The 23,805-nt window shown below is 39.2% G+C and carries 16 protein-coding genes; 14 read left to right on the forward strand and 2 right to left on the reverse strand.

Annotated elements, in window-relative coordinates; all coding sequences use genetic code 11:
* The first annotated feature begins 324 nt into the window (after positions 1-324).
* The 6 genes from DHD80_RS13295 to DHD80_RS13320 all read left to right on the forward strand — a co-directional run bounded on the left by DHD80_RS13295 (position 325) and on the right by DHD80_RS13320 (position 11,200).
* On the forward strand, positions 325-2,919 hold the full coding sequence (locus DHD80_RS13295; protein ID WP_251741868.1) for a prolyl oligopeptidase family serine peptidase: 2,595 nt from the start codon (positions 325-327) through the stop codon (positions 2,917-2,919).
* Between the two features lie 57 nt (positions 2,920-2,976).
* Positions 2,977-3,279: an isoaspartyl peptidase/L-asparaginase gene (locus DHD80_RS13300; protein ID WP_251741870.1), complete on the forward strand. Its 303-nt coding sequence runs from the start codon at positions 2,977-2,979 to the stop codon at positions 3,277-3,279.
* Positions 3,280-3,708: 429 nt separating this feature from the next.
* Positions 3,709-4,617, forward strand: a complete 909-nt coding sequence (locus tag DHD80_RS13305) for a dihydrodipicolinate synthase family protein (protein WP_251741872.1) — start codon at positions 3,709-3,711, stop codon at positions 4,615-4,617.
* A gap of 194 nt (positions 4,618-4,811) precedes the next feature.
* Positions 4,812-7,982 (forward strand): TonB-dependent receptor, encoded by a 3,171-nt coding sequence (locus DHD80_RS13310; RefSeq protein WP_251741874.1) that lies wholly within the window; start codon positions 4,812-4,814, stop codon positions 7,980-7,982.
* An 11-nt stretch (positions 7,983-7,993) separates the two neighbouring features.
* The gene (locus tag DHD80_RS13315; RefSeq protein WP_251741876.1) at positions 7,994-9,499 is read left to right on the forward strand and encodes a RagB/SusD family nutrient uptake outer membrane protein; all 1,506 of its coding nucleotides are present in this window, start codon (positions 7,994-7,996) and stop codon (positions 9,497-9,499) included.
* Positions 9,500-9,589: 90 nt separating this feature from the next.
* Positions 9,590-11,200: a hypothetical protein gene (locus DHD80_RS13320; RefSeq protein ID WP_251741878.1), complete on the forward strand. Its 1,611-nt coding sequence runs from the start codon at positions 9,590-9,592 to the stop codon at positions 11,198-11,200.
* A 15-nt stretch (positions 11,201-11,215) separates the two neighbouring features.
* On the opposite strand, the gene DHD80_RS13325 is transcribed toward DHD80_RS13320, so the two are convergent.
* The gene (locus DHD80_RS13325) at positions 11,216-11,932 is read right to left on the reverse strand and encodes an FCD domain-containing protein (RefSeq protein WP_251741879.1); all 717 of its coding nucleotides are present in this window, start codon (positions 11,930-11,932) and stop codon (positions 11,216-11,218) included.
* Between the two features lie 172 nt (positions 11,933-12,104).
* On the opposite strand from DHD80_RS13325, the gene DHD80_RS13330 reads away from it, so the two are divergent.
* From DHD80_RS13330 to DHD80_RS13365, 8 genes are all read left to right on the forward strand, one after another.
* On the forward strand, positions 12,105-12,398 hold the full coding sequence (locus DHD80_RS13330; RefSeq protein WP_251741881.1) for a hypothetical protein: 294 nt from the start codon (positions 12,105-12,107) through the stop codon (positions 12,396-12,398).
* 1 nt (position 12,399) lies between these two features.
* Entirely contained in the window at positions 12,400-14,220 is a 1,821-nt protein-coding gene (locus tag DHD80_RS13335; protein ID WP_251741883.1) for an alpha-L-fucosidase, read from the forward strand.
* Between the two features lie 73 nt (positions 14,221-14,293).
* Positions 14,294-16,507 (forward strand): alpha-L-fucosidase, encoded by a 2,214-nt coding sequence (locus tag DHD80_RS13340; RefSeq protein ID WP_251741885.1) that lies wholly within the window; start codon positions 14,294-14,296, stop codon positions 16,505-16,507.
* A 438-nt stretch (positions 16,508-16,945) separates the two neighbouring features.
* Positions 16,946-19,318, forward strand: coding sequence for a glycoside hydrolase family 95 protein (locus DHD80_RS13345; RefSeq protein WP_251741887.1), 2,373 nt, complete (start codon positions 16,946-16,948; stop codon positions 19,316-19,318).
* Positions 19,311-19,670, forward strand: a complete 360-nt coding sequence (locus DHD80_RS13350) for a hypothetical protein (protein ID WP_251741888.1) — start codon at positions 19,311-19,313, stop codon at positions 19,668-19,670. Before DHD80_RS13345 ends, DHD80_RS13350 begins: the two co-directional genes overlap by 8 nt.
* 41 nt (positions 19,671-19,711) lie before the next feature.
* Positions 19,712-19,864: a heterodisulfide reductase-related iron-sulfur binding cluster gene (locus tag DHD80_RS13355; protein ID WP_251741890.1), complete on the forward strand. Its 153-nt coding sequence runs from the start codon at positions 19,712-19,714 to the stop codon at positions 19,862-19,864.
* A gap of 33 nt (positions 19,865-19,897) precedes the next feature.
* Entirely contained in the window at positions 19,898-21,802 is a 1,905-nt protein-coding gene (gene acs / locus DHD80_RS13360; protein ID WP_251741892.1) for an acetate--CoA ligase, read from the forward strand.
* A 77-nt stretch (positions 21,803-21,879) separates the two neighbouring features.
* Complete coding sequence (locus DHD80_RS13365) at positions 21,880-23,124, forward strand: glycoside hydrolase family 27 protein (RefSeq protein ID WP_251741894.1); 1,245 nt, start codon at positions 21,880-21,882, stop codon at positions 23,122-23,124.
* Between the two features lie 53 nt (positions 23,125-23,177).
* On the opposite strand, the gene DHD80_RS13370 is transcribed toward DHD80_RS13365, so the two are convergent.
* Positions 23,178-23,732, reverse strand: coding sequence for a copper homeostasis protein CutC (locus tag DHD80_RS13370; RefSeq protein WP_251741993.1), 555 nt, complete (start codon positions 23,730-23,732; stop codon positions 23,178-23,180).
* Between the last annotated feature and the right edge of the window lie 73 nt (positions 23,733-23,805).

Consider the following 23,805-nt stretch of genomic DNA (forward strand, 5'->3'; position numbering starts at 1 on the left):
GCCATTGTTTATTAAGATTATATAGCCTCAGAGGAAATAATTAAATTTTCTGAATATCAAAAAAACTTATCCAGGTTGGAATATATCAGATTCCAATTATTCAGGTGTGTTGATGTATGCTAGGATATGATTTAACAAATAATACCCGATTAAATTTGGCCTCAATAAAGAGTATTAGTAATAATTGTTTAGTTTTTTGAGTTTAGCCAAAGAGCCGGTTATTTGATGCCGGCTCTTTACTATATTATTGCCTTTCTCATTTTTTTGTGAGGGGTATTTTGAGAATTGTGATTATTTCAAAGACAGATTTAAAATAAATTAAAAATGAGAATTAAAATAAGTTGTTTTATTTATCTACTCATCTTTTCCTCTTTTTTATATTCTCAGAATAAAGAAGGAAATATTGTTCAATATTTCGGCAAAGAAAAAGTTGAAAATATCGACGAAGGAAAGGTTGTGCACCTTTTTAAGGAAGGTTTGATATTGAAAAAAAGAAACTTAAGCTTCACTCCGCATTCAGTTGATAAAGATCCATTTTTTGCCAGAATAATAGCCGCCGGGGAAAGCAATATTTATGAGGGAAAGACAGAAATTGATGAATTTTCCGATAAAATATTGGAGTGGGAGAAAATAGAGGCAGGAGAAAATAGTCAATTTGAGGACCCCTTGCTTCGTTCAGGTTACTTGTATCTGGAATATGAATCTGAGTCTAAAAAAACAGTGCTTTTTGAAGCTTCGGGTCATACATTGGCTCTTATCAATGGACTACCCCATGAAGGGGATCATTATGACTTTGGATGGAGTCTCATACCCATACAGCTTAAAAAAGGGAAAAATGAGTTTGTCTTATCCGGAGGTAGGTTTTCAAATATGCGTGCAAGGCTTCTAAAGGCCAACAGCCCCGTCCAGTTTACAGAAAGGGATATGACTCTGCCCGATTTACTAAGGGAAAATCAGGAACCTATAATGGGTGGCATTCGAGTAATGAATACTAATAATAACTGGCTCAAAGGGGCAAAAATATTCGCCAGGATTGGAGATGCTGAGATTGAAACCCCAATCCCTCCAGTTTCACCATTAAACATTCGAAAAGTAACTTTTCAAATTCCCGTACCAGAGGAGTTGACAAATAATGATGTGACCAATGTCATACTTCAGTTAAAAAACAAGGCTGGGAAAGTTGTGGATATAGATACTATTGAGCTGGCGGTAAAATCAAAATTTAAACATCATAAAAAAACATTTATTAGCGATATAGATGGAAGTGTTCAATATTACAGTATGGCCCCTTCTTTAGATCAGAATACCGAAAATCAAGCGATGTTCTTGTCTGTTCATGGAGCATCTGTAGAAGCGGTGAACCAGGCGAATGCGTATAAACAGAAAGACTGGGGGCATATAGTAGCACCTACCAACCGAAGGCCTTTTGGGTTTGCCTGGGAAGACTGGGGGCGTTTGGATGCCCTGGAGGTCTTGACACATGCTGAAGAACTTTTGAAAACCGACCCTCAACATACCTACCTCACGGGACATTCCATGGGAGGACATGGTACCTGGTATTTAGGCGCAACCTATCCAGATAGATTTGCAGCTATCGCACCGGCTGCCGGTTATCCTGATTTATTAGAATATCGCCAAAATTTCATTCGTAGGATGCTGGGTGCTTCGGAAGAAGAGTTTGCCAAAATGGGGACGACTAAAGCAGATTTCTTGCGCATGACCACTTCAACATTGGAAAATGAAACCGATATTGATTTGGATTCGATTATAAGACGGGCGGGAAACCCAAGCAGGACCCTCAAAATGCTAAATAATTATTTGCACTTTGGGGTTTATGTGTTACATGGGGAAGTAGATTCAGTGGTCCCTACCTCTATCGCCAGGAATATGCGGGAACGCCTTGGGAAGTTCCATAATGATTTCGCCTATTTTGAGTACCCAAATGGAACGCATTGGTATGGAAATGAAAGCGTGGACTGGCCTCCAATTTTCGAATTTTTTAAAGCCAGACATATAAAAAGTCCGGGAAGCATAGATGAAATCGAATTTGCTACAGCTTCGCCGGGAGTTTCTGCCGGTTCACATTTTGTAAGTATCCTTCAACAAGAAAAACCCTTTGAAATAAGCTCTTTTAGATTTAACAGAAATGAGCAAAATATTAGTGTGGGCACCCATAATGTGGCAACCTTGAAAGTTGATGCTCAGAAAATGGGGCTCTCTACTTTAGATACTATTTTTATTGATGACCAGGATATTGCTCTTCCCTCCAATGTGGGCGATAATATTTATTTCAGAAAAGAAAACGACTCATGGAAGCTTTCAAAAGCTCCATCAGCCTGGGAAAAAGGGCCACATCGAAATGGTGGATTTAAGGATGCTTTTAGAAATAATGTGATGTTTGTATATGCCTCAAATGGTACCGCGGAAGAAAATGAGTGGTACTATAACAGGGCCAGGTTTGATGCTGAAAAATTTTGGTATAGGGCTAATGGGAATATCGAATTGGTAAAAGATACAGATTTTAATCCCTCTAATTATTCCAATCAAAATGTTATTATCTATGGGAACAAAGATAATAACAGTGCCTGGAATGGGTTACTTAAAGATTCACCAATCCAGGTTTCCAACAATAAAATAATGTTTGGAGATAAAAGCCTGCAGGGGGATCAGTGGGGTGCTTATTTTATTTATCCTCGAAAAGATAGTGAAAGCGCTAGCATAGGAGTGGTTACTGCTACAGGAAATAATGGTATGAGAGGTGCTTATGCCAACGATTACCTAGTGAACGGAACAAGTTTTCCTGATCTGTTAATCTTTGATAACAAAATGATGAAAGAAGGAGTTTCAGGTGTTAAGGCAAGTGGATTCTTCGGGAATTCCTGGTCAATAAAAAATGGTGATTTTATCTGGAGGGAATAGTAGAAGAGTAAGAATTTCCAAGTAATCATTCTTCAAGCAGATTTTGAAATTAAGACTGTGAAACGAAGAAAATTTTTAATAACCGCAGGTTTAACCGGAATAGGAGAAGCTATGATGAAAAGTGTAAATAGTTTTTTAGTAGTAGAGTTAATGCGTAATGGGAAGTCTCCCCAGGAAGCCTGTGAAATAGCTATTGGGAGAATAATTAAAAACATTTCAAATTATAAAGATTTCCAGGTGGGGTTACCGGCTCGCAATAAAGCAGGGGAAGTAGGTTTTTATGGTATCCATTCCGGATTTTCGTATGCTCAGTATAAAAGTGGTGTGAGCTCAAACAATTCAAGTACTTCTTTTGCTTAAATAGACAATATCCACTTAATTATGGTTTTAGAAAAAAGAATTTTCAATATTTCATCTAAAAAAACGAACGGTGTTAATACTTTGGAATTGAGATACCCCATAGCAGAGTCAGATGTGTTTTATCAATTCCTTAATTGGCTGGAGGGGGAGTTTGATTTGTATCAACAAGACAAGCAATCCAATGAATTAGTAATTTATTATCCGCAGATAAAGTGTGTTATTCAAAAAGGGGATCTTAAGAATAAAACAGATGCACGAGTAATTATCGTTAGTAAAACTCGAATTTTATGCGATAGATTCGCTAAAAAAATTAGTGAAGTATATCATCTATTGGATAGTTGTTATTGTATTTCAAAGTAATTTCTTAATTAAATTTGGATAATTAAATAATTCATATATATTTGTTATGTATAACATAATACAATCAATATGCAAATTTTTGCTGCTACTTATACCCCATTAAAAGAAGACCTAAGTCTCAAACTAGATATAATTGGGCAATATGCAAATTACTTAACCCATAACAAAATAAATGGCGTTTTTATTAATGGCTCTACAGGGGATTTTGCTTCCTTAACCATATCCGAAAGAAAGGAACATTTAGAAGCTTGGGTCCCGGAGAAGACCGGTTTAACCTTGATCAACCATGTAGGCGATATTGGTTTAAAAAACGCAATGGATCTGGCCGCCCACTCTGCAGGAAAAGCCGATGCCATTGCCGCAATTGCCCCATTCTATTTTAGGCCATCTAATATAGATCAATTAATAGAATATTGCTCTAAAATAGCAGCAAGCGCCCCCAACCTGCCTTTTTATTATTATCATTTACCTGCATTGACCAATGTTAATTTTGATATCACCGATTTTCTAAAAAAAGCAGTGGATCAAATTCCAAGTTTTGAAGGTATAAAATTTACCCAGAATGATTTAGTGGCTTACCAGGAAGTTAACGCCATGGCAGGCGATAAGGATATTTTCTTCGGGGTAGATGAAGCTTTCCTGCCAAGTTTGGCAACCGGGGCGAAAGGCTGGGTGGGAAGTACATTTAATCATTTAACCCCATTATATAGAGCAATTGCCGATCATTTCTATGAGTGTGATTTTTATGAGGCTCGGAAATTACAAGCCCTTGCTTTAAAATTTGTTCAAACCCTGGCGAGCTACGGTGGTTTTAACGGAGGAGGAAAATCCTTCATGAAAGAAATGGGTGTGGATTGTGGTCCTTCCCGATTCCCTCATAGGACTTTAAATTCAGAGGAGATTAAGGAAGTTCTTAGTGTTTTTACACAATATGGTTTGAATGAATATTTAAACCGAAAAGTTGAAAATCAAATCTAAAATTTTTTTCAATTTTATTATGTAGAACATAAAACATTATTTAAATTGCACAACGTTAACTAATTGTTAAACAAAAAACTTTAAAATTTATGGATGCATTTCACCTAATACAAGGTTTTGACTCATTTTTCTTGGGTTGTTTACCTTGCAAGAAAATAGACAAACGAAAAATTAAGCTGTTCTTATTTATATTTATGCTAGGTTTTTCAACTTCATTTTTTGGACAGGAAAAGGAAATTTTAGGGGTGGTAGTAGATGCCAATGGGGTACCATTAGGTGGAGTAAATGTGCTAGTTCAAAATTCGACAAAGGGTACACAAACTGATTTTGACGGAAAATATTCTTTAAATGCGAACCCGGGAGATGTCTTGGTGTTTAGCTTTCTTGGATTTGAAACGCAAGAGCGGGTAGTTGGTATAGAAAGTACTATCGATGTGACAATGCAGGAAGATCTGGCCAGTCTTGATGAGGTGGTCATAACAGGGTATGGGAAACAATCCCGTGCAAAACTCACTACCTCGATTTCAAAATTGGACACGAGGATCTTGGAAACCTCTACAAGATCTAATGCCGCTACAGCTTTACAGGGAACAATACCTGGGTTAAGGGTGACCAATAACACTGGTCAACCTGGTGCAACTCCTCAAATAATTCTTCGTGGAGGTACAAATTTCGATGGTTCCGGTTCGCCTTTAATCCTTATCGATGGGGTGCCAGGTAGTTTTTATGCCCTTAATGCAGATGATATTGAATCTATTGAAGTTTTAAAAGATGCTGCCGCAACTGCAATATACGGTGCAAGGGCGGCGAATGGAGTAGTGCTGGTAACTACTAAAACCGGGGTGGCAGGAAAAGCGAGTATTACCTATAACCAAAAATATAGTTTTAATTATAGAAGGGAAACCCCGGAATATTTGGATGCTGCAGATTTCATTAGGTATAATAGACAAGCTGTCTTATATTATAATGAAGCAACCGGAAGAACCAACTTCAACGCTGGATTTTTAAATGGAGCAACCGCATTTGGTACAGGTGGCAATACGACAAATTCACCTTTTACTACACAGTATTTAACAGACGAGAATAGGTATTTATTACAGTACCAGGGTTGGAATACAATTACAGATCCTGTGGATCCTAGCCAGGAAATATTATTTAGGGAAAATGACGTTAGTGGAAATATTTACCAACCCAGTAATTCCATAGATCACTACCTGGCTTTTCAGGGAGGGAACGAAAAAGGTTCCTACTATGCCAGTTTAGGTTATCTGGACAATGAAGGTTTGATCCTGGGATCTGGTTTTAAAAGGTATTCAAGTAAATTTACCGGATCTTATGATATTTCAGAAAAATTCAGTGTGAATTCAAATATCTTATATTCCCATTCCAACTTAAATTTAAGTCCATTAGGTAATAATAATACTGTTTTTAGAAGGTTTGCAGGCCAGCCCCCTACCGCCAGGACATATAATAATAATCCCGACGGGAGCATATCTGAAGACCTGAATCCAGGTACAAATGCTGGTTTTGGAAATCCACTATACTATCAGGACAAATTTATTCGTGATAACCTGGAGCAGCGATTAACTGCCTCCGTAGGGATAAATTGGGATATTTTATCAGATTTGACTTTCTCATTAACTGGAAGCCATTTTGCTATTAATAATCAAGATGAGTCATTTAATAAGGCGTACTTAAACGGAAGTTCATTAATAGAGACGAGAAATGCTTCGGCAAGTGTTGATAAAACACTCAGAAATCAGTTAACTGGAACACTTAATTATACTAAGACTTTTGGGGAACATTACTTTAATGTGCTTTTAGGATCAGAATATTTCAAAGATGAATATTATACTTTTAGTGCGGGTACCCAAAATTCCCCTACAGATTTGATCCCAACCTTAAATGCCGGGGCTGAAGCCAGCGGGGTGCCCTATAGTTTCAGAACGCTTCATAAGATAATTTCCGGTTTTGGCCGATTAAATTACGATTTTGATGAAAAATATTTGTTAGGACTTACCTTCAGATATGACGGCTCGTCAAGATTAGGGAATAACAAATATGGCTTTTTTCCCGGGGCATCTTTAGGTTGGAATGTACATAATGAAGATTTCTTCGCAGGGTCGGCCCTTAAAAATATAATTACTAAACTTAAACCTCGGTTGAGCTATGGGGTTAATGGAAATGTGGAAGTCTTAGGTAATTTCTCTTCCTTTGGTGCTTATGGACCTCAAGGGGTGTATGATGGACAAACAGGTTATGCTAATACCTCTTTGCCTACACCAGATCTTCGTTGGGAAAGATCAACAACCCTCAACTTTGGGCTGGATCTATCGTTATTTGATAATAGGATTAATCTAATAGGAGATTACTTTATACGGGACGTTGAAGACAAATTGGCAAATTTAACGCTGCCATATTGGACTGGTTTCAGTGGGATAACCACTAATAATGGAACCTTAAGAAATAAAGGCTTGGAACTTCAATTAGGAGCAGATATTATTAGAGGAGAGGATTTTCAATGGAACTTAAGTGGGACAATAGCCAAAATAAAAAGTTTTGTAATTGAGTTGCCAGAGAATGACAATGATTTAAACCGTCAGGGGGGTACACAAATCTATAACCCAAATACAGGGGAATTGGAGTGGGTTGGAGGCTTACAGGAAGGACAACGTGTTGGAAATGATTTGGTGGTAACTTATGTGCAGGATTATATTTATGCCAATCAGGCGGAAGTAGACTCCGATGCGAATGTTCAGGATGATCTATTGCCAAACCCTTTTCAAAGGTTTCCGGGCGATGTTGCCTGGATGGATGTAAACGGGGATGATGTGATCAACAGTTTTGATCGTAAGGTTATTGGAAGGACCACACCAGATTTTTATGGAGGTGTATCTACCAATTTAAATTATAAAAACTTCGGACTATATGTAAAAACCGATTTTGCGGCCGGTCATATTATTTATAACCATATTCGCGGAAAAGGCCTGGCGCAAACCCAGGGGAATTTGAATCAGGATGCATTAGTGCTTCAATCATGGACTCCGGAAAACACTGATACCGATGTACCAAGGTTCGTTTTTGTCGATGCACAAAAAAATATTTTCAGGGGGAATGAAGGTACCGTAAACAGTCGTTTCTGGGAAAAAGGGGATTACCTGGCTTTACGGGAAATAACTCTTAGCTATGATCTTCCGGTAGGGACTTTTACCGATAAGATCACGAAATTTAGTCTCTACGCAACAGGTTCTAATTTACATTATTTTAAAAGTTATAGTGGGGATACCCCAGAGTTGGGAGGTTATCAGGCAGGTGAATTTCCTTTACCCAGGACCTTTACATTAGGACTTAATTTAACCCTTTAAAAAAATAAACTATGAAATATATATATTTAATAATGGGTTTACTGCTGCTAAACTCATGTGAAAGCGAATTAGAGATTGAAGCACCAAGTGAACTAACCTTTAATGGTTTTTGGGATAGCGAAAATGGGGCTAGGGCCGCACACTCCGGACTTTATGGATCGTTTCGGGCTGAAGCCAGTACTTTTTGGGCTTTGGGAGGTATAAGAAGTGATGTTTGGGGAGGCCCAACCTTTGAGTCTCCTTTCAGTATTGATCTCATAGAATCCAATATTACTGTTTCTACAGCTCCGTATGGAGGTTGGGCAGGATTTTACCAAAGGATTCACCAACTCAATGATTTTATAGCCAATGTGCCTATGATTGAATTTAACAATGAAGCAGATAAGGATCATATGATGGGACAGGCCTATGGCCTAAGGGCGTATTTTTATTATACCCTTCTAAAAACTTGGGGAGGGGTGCCTTTAACTACTGAAATATTAAACACTACATCTCCGGAAGGTTTAAGTAAAGCAAGATCTTCCGAAGAAGAAGTTATGCAACTTATCAAGGAAGATATAGCACGTTCCCTGGAATCTTTCGGGGATGATGATTCTTTTTGGAATGGAAATAGAAATTTTTGGTCTAAAGCAGCCTCACTTACCTTAAAAGGAGATGCTTATATCTGGTCTGGAAATTTACTGGGCGGGGGTAATGCCGATTTTTCTGAAGCAAAAAATGCATTACAGGAAGTGGTGGAGATGGGGAACATAGATCTTGTTTCTAATTATGGGGATCTATGGGGACCAGAAAATGAAAATAACAGCGAATTTATTTTTGCCATACAATATGAACAGAATGAAGCTGAAAATTTTTACAATTCGTTTACAGGAAGAACCACAGAAATATGGCCTCAGTTTAATGAAGAAGGAGAGTCTATGGAAGGTTTTGTTATAAATGGTTCTAACCGTTACGGCCCAAGTATAAAAACCCTCTTAATTTCAGATGATAATTTGGATGCCCGAAAGGACGCTACTTTTATCAGGTTATATAGCGATTCTAATGATGGAGCAGGTTACCCTACTTTTAATGAGGAAAAGTATTTTGGATCAATCCTTAAGAAGTTCCTGGGACGGGTAGATGGAAGTGTAAGAATTTTTGATAACGATATTCCTGTTTACAGGTATGCTGATGTTTTATTACTGTTGGCCGAAGCTAAAAACCATTTGGGAGAAGATCCTTCAGAGGAAATAAATTTAATTAGGCAAAGAGCGTACGGAGAGGATTATGATCCTGCAGTGCATGCCTATTCTAATGCATCTATGCAAGAAAATACCGAAGCTATCCTGGAGGAACGATATGTTGAGTTTATTGCGGAAGGAAAAAGATGGTGGGACCTTAGAAGGGCAGGTGACGAATATGTCATAGAAAATGTACCCTTTTTAGAACCTGGTGAAGAGTATAAATTATTGTTGCCAATCACATTGGATATGATCGGGCGAAATCCACTTCTGGTACAAACCCCGGGATATAATTAATTCAGAATATAGTTTAGTTGGAATCTTTCTATTGAATTAATTTTAAAAAGGTCACATCTGTGGCCTTTTTTTTATATTAGGAAGGTAAACATGAAGAAAAATATACTGCATAATGGAATAGAATTACCTGATAACTGGCCACCGTTTCTTGAGGTTCCAAATCAAAGGAAAGCTTATCCTGTTCCCTATTTAGAAAATAAGCCTGAAGTCATTTTAATAGACCTGGGGAGGCAATTGTTTGTCGATGATTTTTTAATATTGGAAACTGATTTAAAAAAGGTATTTCATTCTCCTATATATTATGATAAGAACCCAGTTTTAGAACCTTCTGAAGCATGGGAAAAAACGAACAAGGGGGCAGTGTATGCTGCCCCATTTAGTGATGGTGTTTGGTATGACGAAAGAGAAGAAAAATTTAAGATGTGGTATATGGCGGGAGGCGGACAAAAGTACCCGCATATTGATAATGCCTATTACACTTGCTATGCAGAATCGAAGGATGGAAAACATTGGGAAAAAGCCATTCAGGATATAGTAAAGGGAACCAATGTTGTCGATACTACTTTAAGGGATGCCGCTACTGTATGGTTTGATAAAAAAGGAATCAATCCTCAGGAGCGCTATAAACTTTTTGTAATTGATAGAATAAAGCGGGATGGTAAGTCTAGGTTGATTTTAAAGTATTCTTCTGATGGCATACATTGGTCGGAACCAAAAGCCATCTCAGGTGAAATGCGTGATCGATTCTCATCATTCTTCAATCCTTTTACCAACAAATGGGTATTGAGTATGCGTTGTGAAACTGAGATTTCTGAAAGATCTAGAAGTTATTCAGAAAATTCTGATCCTCAAGCACTAGTTAAAAATATAGATAAGAAAAATAACAAAGATTTATTTTGGTTTGCACCTGATGGAAAGGAACCCAGGCATCCTAAATTCCCTGAAATAGATCCGGGTATTTATAATTTCGATGTAATTGCTTATGAAAGTATATTCATAGGATTTTATTCTGTTTGGCAGGGACCATCAAATCAAAAAGCCGGTGAATTGGGGATTCAAAAACGAAATGAAGTTTTATTAGGCTATAGTAGAGATGGTTTTCATTTTGATCGTCCTCATCATAAACCCTTTTTTAAGGTTGAGGAAGAAGAAGGAGCGTGGAATTGGGGGAACGTACAATCCACAAATGGTTCCCCATTGATTATTGGTGATTGGTTGTATTTTTATTTAAGTGGAAGGAGATTGAATCATATATTGTGGGATAGCTATATGTCCACAGGTTTAGCGAAACTGCGAAGGGATGGTTTCGTTTCAATGCGGGCAGGTAACAATGAAGGGACAATAATTACTAGGTCTCTACGCTTCAAAGGAACATATTTATTTGTGAATGCAAATGTTGCTCATGGCCAATTAAAAGCAGAGATAATCGATGGAAATTTTAAACCAATCCCTGGATTTACTAAACAAGAAAGTTCAGGAATGCTCTTAGAGGATAAAACAAAATACGGATTGAGCTGGAAGAATCGCACGAATCTTTCCGAACTAATGGATAAAAAGATTCAGATAAAATTTTATATGAGGAAGGGTGATTTTTACTCATTTTGGATTTCTAAATATTCATCAGGAGAAAGTTCTGGATATACTGCAGGTGGTGGGCCAGGGCTTCATCCCGAGGGAGTCGATCTTCCACTGAGATTTTAAGATCAATGGATAACTTTATTTCTTATGAAAAATTGAATCAAAATGAGGCTCTAAATGCTGTCTCATAGCATTTCGAAAGGTTTCCGGAGTTCCTATTTTTATATTGTCGACCAGCATTTTATGGGTAACGAATTTCCCGCTGGAGTATCGATATTCAAAATCTTCAGGTTTATTTTTGAGATGTACATATTCAAAAACGGGAAGTAGTAATTTCTGAAAACGTAAAAGGGTTTTATTTTGTGAAATTTCATAAAGTTTCCCGTGAAAATCGATTTCCCTTTCTAATCCAAAACTAATTTGCTTGGCTTCTTCTTCCTCTTCAGCATTGACTATCTCTTCCAGATCCTCCAGGTCTTTTTGGGTTTTCCGCTCAAATAAAAAATCGGCCATACCCATTTCTAAAATCAATCTAAGTTCAAAAAGGTTTTTTAAAACATCCATGCCCAATAAACTTGGATCTAGGATCCTTTCAAAATTGGCAATGATATCCGGCTCGGTTAATATCATACCCCGGTGTTTCTTGGATTCTATAAGGCCTAAGGTTCTTAATCTTAATATCGCTTCCCGTATTACCGTTCGGCTTACCCCTAAAGTCTCGGCAAATTCTAATTCTTTGGGAATAGCATCTCCTGGTTTAAGATCATTATCTTTAAAAAATTCAAGTAATCTAAGTTCAACTTTATCTACTAGCGAAAGGGTTTCTACAGGTTTAAGGGCTTTAAACTTTTTCATTATTTTCTAAATTATCTTATTAATTGTTAGATCAGCTAAGATTTCCAAATTGATGGATTTGTATAGTTGATAAAATTACATTTTTAATATGAGACATTATGTAATACATATTAAAAATATATTATATTGAAACTTTAATCAGGCGCAATATATTTAAACCTAATTAGAGTTTATGAAGCTTTACTTATTAAACCGTAATAGGAGGGAAAATTCTTCATTTACCATAACTGTTCATTGCTATTCTCATTTTTTGAAAATGTGGCATTATCATCCGGAATTGAAATTAATGCTAATTATAAAAAGTATCGGAACACTTTTTATAGGTGATAGTTTAGAAAAAAAGGGCGAAATAGGTCTCTCGGGAGAGTTACCCTTGTATAAGGATATTAAAAAGCTATCAAATGAAGGATTTATTACAGAAAATGATTACTCCATAGATGGCGGATTTATAAAATTACAGGGATAAGATGATGAAATTAGATATTTTAAAGCAAAGTTTAGGTAAGTGGATTTTAATACTCTTAGCGTTAATCTTTTTTATACCCACACGAGCACAGGATTCAGAAGAACAACGCATAAATCGTCTGAATGAACGGGATTACCCGCAATGGTTCAGCGATGCGAAATTGGGCATTTTTATTCACTGGGGATTATATTCGGTTCCGGCTTATGGTGGCAAAGAATCTTATGCTGAATGGTACCTGCGTGGCCTACAAACCGGTGATTCCTTGCGTACTACTTTTATGAAAAAGAATTATGGTCCCAACTTCGACTATAAAGATTTTGCCGGTTTGTTGAAGGCTGAACTTTTTGATGCCGAAGAATGGGCAAAATTGTTCAAAAAGGCAGGGGCCAAATATGTGGTACTGGTAACCAAGCACCACGACGGTTATGCTTTATGGCCAAGTAAATTCAACCGTAACTGGAACAGTGTGGATATTGGGCCCAAAAAGGACATTGTTGGTGAAGTTACCGAAGCAGTACGAGAAGAAGGCCTTAAAATGGGATTGTATTATTCGCTGGCCGAATGGAACAATCCTTTGCACCGTTGGTACACAGATCCGCATGATAGTATTGGTAACTATGTAGAAGAGTATATGATCCCACAGTTTAAAGAGTTGGTGGGCACTTATAAACCTACATTGATCTTTACCGATGGTGAGTGGTACAATACTGCCAAACAATGGCATGCCGCCGAGCTCATCAACTGGTATTATGACCTCGTTGGTCCCGACGCCATTGTAAACAACCGCTGGGGGCATGGCCTTGATACGGGCTTTTTAACGCCTGAATATAGTGCCGGTATCACTGAGACCGACCGACCCTGGGCTGAAGTAAGAGGGATTGGCCGTTCTTTTGGACTAAACAGAAATGAAGATTTAGCGGCTTACGGGACTTCCAAAGAACTCATCACACGTTTTGTGCAAACCGTGGCCAATGGCGGCGGCATGATTTTAAATGTTGGTCCAAAGGCTGATGGGCAAATCCCCATGATCCAGCAGGAAAGGCTGGTTCAACTTGGGAATTGGCTGGACATTAACGGCGAGGCAATATATGGCTCAGAGCCTTACGAGGTGCATAGTGAAGAGAAGCAGGTTGAATTAGAACGGGTAGATCCAACGATCGATTTTAATTGGGTTCGTAATTCTCCAATGAAAGAAATCAAAGAAGACGATTTTACGGTACACTGGGAAGGCTATTTGGTGACACCCAAAACCGGGACTTATACTTTTGAAGTCCGGGCCGATGATGAAGCGCGCGTAAAGCTGGACGGGAAATTCCTGCTGAATCAGGATTACACCGCTCCAGATAATGAAGCAGAAGTTATGGGAGCGCAAACTGCGGCTTCTACCCAGGCAAAGCTGAAATTGAAAAAAAATGAAGTTTATCCTATCAGTATTGATTACAGGGAAAAAAAGCAAAATGCCTCAATCAGATTATTATGGAAAACCGATGGACAAGAGCAGGAAATAGTTCCGGCATCGGCATTTTTTCAGGATAAAAACAAAAACCAATCCGGGCTCAAGGGAACCTATTCTTCTTTAAAAACCCATTTGGCCTATACCCAAAACAATGGTAACATCTACGCGATCAGTTTTGATTGGCCTGGCGAAGAACTGGTGTTGCACATCTCCGATCCCGGCAAAATTGCCAAAGTAACAATGCTCGGACTGGACCGTAAACTGGACTATATGTACGAAAATGGGAAACTATACATCGATACCTCAAAAATAGGTTTCAATGACCTGCCTTCATATGATGCGTGGACATTTAAGATTGAAGAGTAGTAAAAAGTTCAAAAAGACGAAGAACAAAGAATAGATAAAATAGTAGAGGTATTTTAAAATTTTGAAATCAATAATGAAAAACATCCTTAGAATACTCATAAGTTTTATGCTGCTGCCGGTAACAGCACAGGATGGGCTTAAAATGCCCGTTGCCAATACCATAAAAATACTGGAGGACGATTCCCAAAAAGAAATCATCTTAAAAGCTGCCCACGTAGTGCCCAATCCTGCCCAGTTGGAGGCACTCAAAGACGGATATATCGCTTTTGTGCATTTTGGCCCCAATACCTTTACCAAAAAAGAATGGGGCACCGGTATGGAAGATCCAAAGGTTTTCAATCTGCAAAACCTGGATACCGATCAATGGTGCCTAGCCATGAAAAAGGCGGGCATGAAAAAAGTGATTTTTACGGCCAAACACCACGACGGATTTGTGCTGTGGCAAAGCCGTTATACCGATCACGGAATAATGTCTTCCCCATTTAAAGGTGGAAAAGGGGATGTTTTGAAAGAACTTTCAGAATCCTGTCGAAAATATGGTTTGAAGCTGGGCGTTTACCTTTCCCCGGCAGATTTATACCAAATTGAGAACCCCGATGGTCTCTATGGAAACCTCAGCGAATATACCGAAAGGACTATACCACGACCCATTGATGGAAGACCTTTTAAAAATAAAACGACATTTAAATTCAAGGTTGACGATTACAATGAATACTTCCTCAATCAATTGTTTGAACTGCTCACTGAATATGGGCCCATACACGAAGTCTGGTTTGACGGTGCTCACCCCAAACGAAAAGGGGGCCAAATTTATAACTATACGGCCTGGAAAGAATTAATCCATAGTCTTGCCCCGGAGGCGGTGATCTTTGGGAAAGAAGATATTAGATGGGGTGGAAATGAGTCGGGGAATACCCGCAAAACCGAATGGAACGTAATTCCCTACGAAGGGGACCCAGACACCATGAGCGTTTTTGGTGATATTACCGGAGATAGCATTGGGATGAGGAGTCAGCTTTATAATGCCAAATATTTGCATTATCAACCGGCAGAAATAAATACCTCTATACGAGAAGGTTGGTTTTATCGCGATGATGAAACCCAGCAAACCAGAAATGCAGATGATGTTTTCGATATCTATGAACGTGCCGTGGGCGGGAATGCTATTTTTCTACTGAATATCCCCCCGAATCGTGAAGGGCTGTTTCCAGCTGAAGATGTGGCCGTTTTAGAAGAAGTGGGGGAGCGTATCGAAGAAACTTATAGCAATGACCTTTTTAAAAATGCCACATATGATCAAGCTTTTTTTGACGATAATCTGGAAACCTTTATGCTGCTGAAGGACGATGAGACCGCGGTAACAATGGAAACCGGGGAACCTGTGACGATCAACCGATTGCTGGTCCAGGAAGCTGTGGCCACCCATGGGGAGCGGGTAGAAGGACACGCACTGGATGCCTGGCTTAATGGTTCCTGGCAGGAGGTGGCAAAAAGTACCAATATTGGCTTCAAACGAATTTTAAGGTTTCCGGAGGTAACTTCAGATAAGTTTAGACTAAGAATTTTAAGTTCCCGTTACTGGCCTGCAATTGCAAAAATATCGGCTCATTATTATAAAGAACGTCCGCCACAACTCGAAATCATCCGCGATTCGGAAGGGATGGTTAAAATTTCAGCTAAAAAAGATGAGTTTACCTGGAAAAGGGATCCGGAACAAATTCCTTCCGAAGAAAATGTAAAAATTACTTACTGCATTGGCGATGGGACACCGGTAAAAACCTATAAAAAGCCTTTTCTTCTCAAGGAAGGAACGGTGAAAGCGGTAGCAGTCCAGGATGATGTAAAAGGAAGTACCACCGTTGAAACCTTCGGGTTACTGAAAAATACCTGGAAAATCCATGCCGATAGTTTTGCAGGGGAAAATCGTGCAGAATTGGCCATTGATGCAAATCCACATACTTTCTGGCTTTCCCAAGCCAAACCTACCCCGCATTATCTGGAGATCGATTTGGGTCAGAAACGAACTTTAAGCGGTTTTAGCTATACCCCAAAAGCTTCGGAGAACAACTCCATGATCGAGAAAGGGGTCATTAAAATAAGTGAAAATGGCAAAAAATGGAAGCAGTTGGAAAGCTTTGAATTTGGTAATTTGATAAATGATCCCACTACCAGGGAACATCATTTCAAACAAAAGGTCAATACGCGGTTTGTAAGGTTGGAAGTGACAAGGATTGCCGGGGATGGCGAAACCGCTTCCGCAGCTGAAATCGATTTGTACTCAGATTAAAAAGAAATATTTGAATTATGAAATATGCATAACGAAAATCTATAAAATCACGGATGGTCATATGCAATTCGCATATGACCATTGAAAAACAATGAACCTCTCCAAATGAAATTAATACGATTTGGAGAGGTGGGCAGCAAAAAGCCCGGATTGATTGTCACCATAAATAATACGATGTTTCGACTTTTGGCGAAGATCATATAGAAGATTTTTTCGAGAAAGACGGATTCAAACGATTGGCTACCTGGCTCGAAGAGCATAAGAATGAATGTGAAATCATAGGTAGTGAAATTCGCTTGGGATCTCCAATTAAACGACCCTCAAAAATTGTATGTGTTGGTTTGAACTATGTGAAACACGCTGAAGAAACCGGTGGAGTTAATCCTAAATACAAAATTTTAGAGAACACAAATTAGGAACTTCCACACATAAAAAACTATGTACAAAATCTTTTTAAGCATATTATTTACCTGTTATACAATTTCCGGGGTGTTTGCCCAGGGAGATCTTGCTTCTTCTAAAAGCTTATGGTATCGCCAACCGGCTTTCAACTGGATGGAAGCTTTACCTGTTGGTAATGGTCGTCTAGGGGCTATGATTTTTGGCGTACCATCTAAAGAACGTATCCAGCTTAATGAAGATTCCCTCTGGCCGGGCGGGCCAGAATGGGAGGACAGCAAAGGGAACAAAGAAGACCTTGAAGAAATAAGGGAATTATTAAAACAAGGGAAAAAACAAAAGGCAGATAGTTTGATAGTCGAGCGGTTTTCCTATAAAGGAATTGTACGTTCCCATCAAACTATGGGCGACCTTTGGATCGATTTCGGTGACGACAGAAAAGTAGATAATTACACCCGAAGTCTCGATCTGCAAAAAGCTATTGTAAAAACCAAATATTCCATAGAAGGGGAGACTTATACGGAAGAAGTCTTTGCGTCAGCAAAGGATGATGTCCTCGTTATCAGATTAACCACAACAGCAAGTGAAGGAATGGACTTTCGTTTATCGCTATCAAGACCGGAAGATCACGGGCATCCTACAGTTTCAGTTTCCAACCCTTCAGATACAGAGATCAGTATGAAAGGAATGGTGACACAGTATGGGGGGAAAGTGATGTCTAAAGCTTTTCCAATTAAAGAAGGTGTAAAATTTGAGACGCTCCTGAAAGTTGAAATTGAAGATGGCGAAGTCATGGCTGAAAATGGTCAATTAGCGCTTCGGGGAGTAAAGACTGCCGTTATATTTTTATCGGGAAATACCAGTTTTTACCATGGAGATTTCAAAGAGGAAAACAGGAAACTAATAGGTGCTGCTTCAGCTTTAGGTTTTGAAAAATTAGAAAAACATCACATCGCTGATTACCAGGAATTATATGGTCGTATGAGCCTGGATTTGGAAGGTGATGAACTGGACTCTATACCTACCGATTTGAGGATAGACCGGATCCGAGAAGGTAAACCGGACCTGGATCTGGTAAATACCCTTTTTCAGTTTGGTCGTTATTTATTGATCAGCTCTTCCCGGCCGGGATCCAACCCCGCTAATTTACAGGGGATCTGGAACGAGCATATTGAAGCTCCCTGGAATGCAGATTACCACCTGAACGTTAACCTCCAAATGAATTACTGGCCGGCCGAGCTAACAAATTTAAGCGAACTCCATAAACCCCTCTTTGATTTTGGGGACAGGCTGATCGTGCGGGGAAGGAAAACGGCGCGGGAGCAGTACGGGATAAAGCGGGGAGCTGTCGTCCACCACGCCACAGATATTTGGGCACCTGCTTTTATGCGTGCCGAACAGCCTTATTGGGGAAGCTGGATCCACGGGGGAGGTTGGCTTTCCCAACATTACTGGGAACACTATTTGTTTACAAAGGATACAGAATTTTTGAAAACCAGGGCTTATCCGGCTTTAAAGGCTTTTTCAGAATTTTACCTCGATTGGCTAGTATGGGATGAAAGGTCTGAAACATGGGTTTCGGCACCCGAAACTTCTCCTGAAAATACTTATATCTCAAAAAATAGTAAACCTGCTGCCACCTCTTTCGGAAATGCAATGGGGCACCAGATAATCGCCGAAGTTTTCGACAATACCTTATCGGCCGCAAAAGAATTGGGTATAGAAGACGGTTTTACCCGGGAACTGAAAGCTAAAAGGGAAAAATTACATCCGGGTGTTGTAATAGGGAACGACGGCCGTATACTTGAGTGGGATGAAGATTATAAAGAAGCTGAAAAAGGTCACCGCCATATGTCGCACCTCTTTGCGCTCCATCCCGGGAAGACAATTACACCGCAGGATTCTATTGCTTTTGAAGCTGCCCAAAAGACCATTGCCCATCGTTTGGAGCATGGTGGGGCCGGTACGGGATGGAGCCGTGCATGGATGATCAATATCAATGGAAGATTACTCCAACCCGAAAAGGCTGCTGAGAATATCCAAAAATTTATGGAGATTTCTGTAGCCGATAACTTGTTCGATATGCACCCACCATTTCAGATCGATGGCAATTTTGGTTTTACCGCCGGTGTTGCCGAAATGCTTTTGCAATCCCATCAGGGTTTTTTACATATCCTTCCGGCTTTGCCCGATGCCTGGAAAAATGGAAAAGTAACCGGTCTAAAAGCTCGTGGAAATATTGAAGTGTCAATGCAGTGGGAAAAGGGAGAAATTCAGGAGCTTATTCTTTTTTCTAATGAGTTGAAAGACATTCTTGTAATTTATAAAGATATAACAAGAATAATATTATTACCTGCAGGTCAGAAAATCAGGTTAAATAAAGAGCTACAAAACCTTCCCTCCAATGACTAATTTTTTACATGGTCTAAAAGCGGGAGAATCCAAAATTGGTGTGGCCGGCCTGGTCATGGCCATTGTGGGCGGAGCGCTAATGCCGCAATTGCAGGGGTTTCTCATAGATATAGGTAGGGTAGAAGTGGATAATGTGAAAATTATTGAGGTACCGGAAATCAATTTTTCGTTTATCCTGTCTTTTATTTGTTTCCTGATCATAACCCATTCCTGGCAGCGTGTACATAGCAAATATGAATTCAACCTGGAAAGAAAAGTAAACCCGGATAAACCAAATCCCAGAGTACAGGAATGGGAACGCCTGATGTTGAAATATCAAAATGCTTTACCAGGAGGAGTTAAGCCAGGGTAGAAATGGGTGTTAATGGACAAAATATATGATTTTAAAAGCTAATGTTTAAAGTCAGCCTTTTTATTCCTTGTTTTATTGATCAGCTTTATCCTGAAGCGAGCAAAGCAAGTTTAAACCTGCTTGAAAAAGTTGGTTGTGACGTGGTGTTTTTGGAAAACGTTTTATGTGCGGGGCAAAGGTTGCGAAAGAATTAACAGTATTAATAATTTGAAAAATATCATTTAATTATGAGTAATTATCACATTAAAAACCTGGAGGAATATTTTCAGGTATATAGAAAGTCTGTAAGAGAACCGGAGAATTTCTGGCAGGAAGTGGCCGAAGAGCATTTTGTATGGAGAAAAAAATGGGATAAGGTTCTGAAATGGGACTTTACCAAACCCGAAATAAAATGGTTTGAAAATGCAAAACTTAATATTACAGAGAATTGTATAGACAGACATTTACTAACCAAAGCTGAGAAAACAGCTATTATCTGGGAGCCAAACGATCCTAAAGAAAAGCCTCTCCATATTACCTATAATGAGCTTCATAAAAAGATCAATAATGTTGCTAATGTTTTAAAAGATAAGGGGATCAAAAAAGGGGACAGGGTTTGTATCTATCTGCCTATGATTCCTGAATTGGCTTATGCCGTTCTGGCTTGTGCACGGATAGGCGCGATACATTCGGTAGTGTTCGCTGGTTTTTCTTTTTCAGCATTAGCTGCGAGGACCCTTGATGCCGACTGTAAAATGCTCATAACTGCAGACGGTTCTTTCCGCGGAAATAAAACAATAGACCTTAAAGGAATTGTTGATAAAGCTTTGGAGGATTGCCCCGATGTAGAAACTGTTCTAGTAGCGAAAAGAACCGGAGCCGAAATTAATATGAAAGAAGGCCGTGATCAATGGCTGGAACCTTTGATGGAAAAGGCTTCAGACGAATGTAAACCAGAAGTGATGGATTCTGAAGATCCCTTATTTATTCTCTATACGTCGGGCTCTACAGGAAAACCTAAAGGTATGGTCCATACCACTGCAGGTTATATGGTATATTCAGCATATACCTTTAAGAATATTTTCAATTACCAAAATGATGATGTTTACTGGTGTACGGCCGATATTGGTTGGATTACCGGGCATTCTTATATCCTTTACGGACCTTTGCTAAATGGTGCAACCACAGTAATGTTTGAAGGAGTTCCTTCATATCCGGATTTTGGCCGATTCTGGGAAATAGTTGAAAAACATAAGGTAAATCAATTTTATACAGCACCAACCGCAATTAGGGCATTGGCCAAGAAGAACCTTGAGTTTGTCGACAAATATGATCTCTCTTCGCTGAAAGTATTGGGAAGTGTTGGGGAACCTATCAATGAAGAAGCATGGCACTGGTACGATAATAATATTGGAAAAAGCAAGAGCCCTATTGTAGATACCTGGTGGCAGACAGAAACCGGGGGGATCATGATTTCTTCAATTCCTTTTGTTACACCTACCAAACCAACTTTTGCAACCTTACCATTTCCGGGAATCCAGCTCGTTTTGATGGATGAAGAAGGCATAGAGATAAAAGGAAATCAGGTAGATGGACGCCTATGTATCAAATTTCCATGGCCTTCCATGGCCAGAACTATCTGGAGAAATCATGATCGATACAGGGATACTTATTTCTCAACATTTAAAAATAAATATTTTACCGGTGATGGTGCACTTAGGGATGAGGTTGGTTACTACAGGATTACCGGTAGGGTAGATGATGTGATTATTGTTTCCGGTCATAATTTAGGTACTGCGCCAATTGAAGATGCCATCAATGAACATCCGGCGGTAGCAGAGTCAGCGGTGGTTGGGTTTCCAAACGAAGTAAAAGGGAATGCGCTTTATGGTTTTGTGATTCTTAAAGAAACCGGGGAAAAGCGCGACAGGGATAATTTAAGGAAGGAAATAAACCAGACAATCGCAGATAAAATTGGGCCTATTGCCAAACCAGATAAGATTCAGTTTGTAGAAGGTTTGCCTAAAACAAGAAGTGGAAAGATTATGCGAAGAATTCTTCGGAAAATTGCTTCGGGAGATACTTCCGATCTTGGGGATACCTCTACCTTATTAAATCCTGAAGTGGTAGAAGAAATAATTAAAAACCGATAGAGAATAAGTTTTGTTACGATATTTACCAATGAATTTCTATAAATAGAAAAAGAACATCTATTTACAAATACACAATCATGCGTAATTATAATATTTCCATATTCTGCTTACTTTTATTATTGGGTTTTTTCTCGGGTTGTCAAAACAGAGAACAAAACCCAGATAAGGATTCCTTCATAGTACGACCTCAAGTTCCAATTATGGGATGGGCCAGTTGGAACAATTTCAGGATAGACATCAGTGAAGATATTATAAAAGCACAGGCTGATGCGATGGTCGAAACAGGTCTGATAAAAGCTGGGTACACCTATATCAATATCGATGATGGTTTTTTTGGAGGCAGGGATTCAGAAGGAAATTTAATAGTTCATCAACAACGCTTTCCTGGAGGTATGAAATCCTTAGCTGAATATATTCATAACAAAGGATTAAAAGCAGGGATTTATTCAGATGCCGGGATCAATACCTGTGCTTCTTATTGGGACAAGGATACCATTGGGGTAGGAATGGGGCTGTACAACAATGAAAGAAAAGACCTTCAGCTTATGCTCAAAGAATGGGATTATGATTTTATAAAAGTAGATTGGTGTGGTGCCGATTGGATGGGACTGGATGAAGAGGTTCGCTACACAAAAATAGCGAACATCATACAGGAGATTAAGCCCGAGGTGGTTTATAATATCTGTAGGTGGGAATTTCCGGGAAAGTGGGCAGTTAATATTGCTGATTCATGGCGTATTTCTGGAGACGTTGCCAATACTTTTGAATCTGTTATGCATATAGTAGATCAAAATGCAGAACTCTGGCGGTATGCCGGTCCTGGTCACGTTAATGATATGGACATGCTACAGGTAGGGCGGGGAATGAGTTATGAAGAAGATAAAACCCATTTTAGTATGTGGTGCATGTTGAGTTCCCCACTTATTGCCGGTAATGATCTTACCACAATGTCCGATCAAACATTGGGCATTCTAACAAATAAAGAAATGATAGCTATCAACCGGGATCCACTTGTTTACCAGGCCCGAAGGTTAAAAGATGAAGGGGATATTGAAGTGTGGGCAAAGCCTTTAAAAAGTACCCTAAGCGGAGAAGTAGCCGTAGCATTTTTAAATAGGTCCGAGAGCCAGGCATCCATTTCGGTTGAATTGAGCGATATAGGTATTGATCCATCCAAAAATTATACGGTCAGGGATGTTTGGGAACATAAGGATTTAGAACCCAATAAAAACCAATTGACAAGAAAGGTACCCGCCCACGGAATCGTGGTACTTAAAATCCAGGGCGAATCTTTAGCTTACAATGTTTTTCAATATGAATGAGAGATGAGAGGCCCAAAGCGAACAAACTTATCCTCATGATTCTTCGGAAGGTATCAAGATAAATCTCCTACGATACGTTTACCGTGATATGCTCTGGCACCAAAATACTCATGCAACTCGTGTAAGTTTTTGTTGGTTATTTTGCCGGCCGGAACTATTTCTATTCTGTCCCCACAAAGTTGGAGCATCTCCTTAATAGTTTCCTTTCCCTCCATAGCGGTTTGGCCCCCACCGGAAGTCAATACACTGGTAATACCTTTTATTTTTATTAGTTTCGCTAAGCCTTCAATAAGATTGATGCTGTGGTCTATAGCTTTATGAAAGACAACCTTCAAAGGAGCGGCCATATCGGTCAATTGCCTGATTGCCCCGAGCTCCAATTTACCATCAGAGTTCAATATTCCAAAAACGACGCCTTCTACCCCAATTTTCTTGCAAAATTCAATGGAAGCTATCATTTCCTTTAGCTCTTCAGCAGAATATATAAAGTCACCTCCACGCGGTCTTATCATTATTCTTAAAGGGATGTTCAACTGCCGGCTTGCTTCCACGATAAGCTTTCTTGAAGGTGTTAGACCATCAAGCTCTAAATTTGCACATAGCTCAATCCTATCCGCTCTTAAGGCCTGTTAAGTTAAAATCATTTTGACCGGATTCCTCACCAGACCCCTGAAAAGAGGC

It is taken from the genome of Gramella sp. AN32, from assembly GCF_023718305.1.
Lineage (GTDB): Bacteria > Bacteroidota > Bacteroidia > Flavobacteriales > Flavobacteriaceae > Christiangramia > Christiangramia antarctica.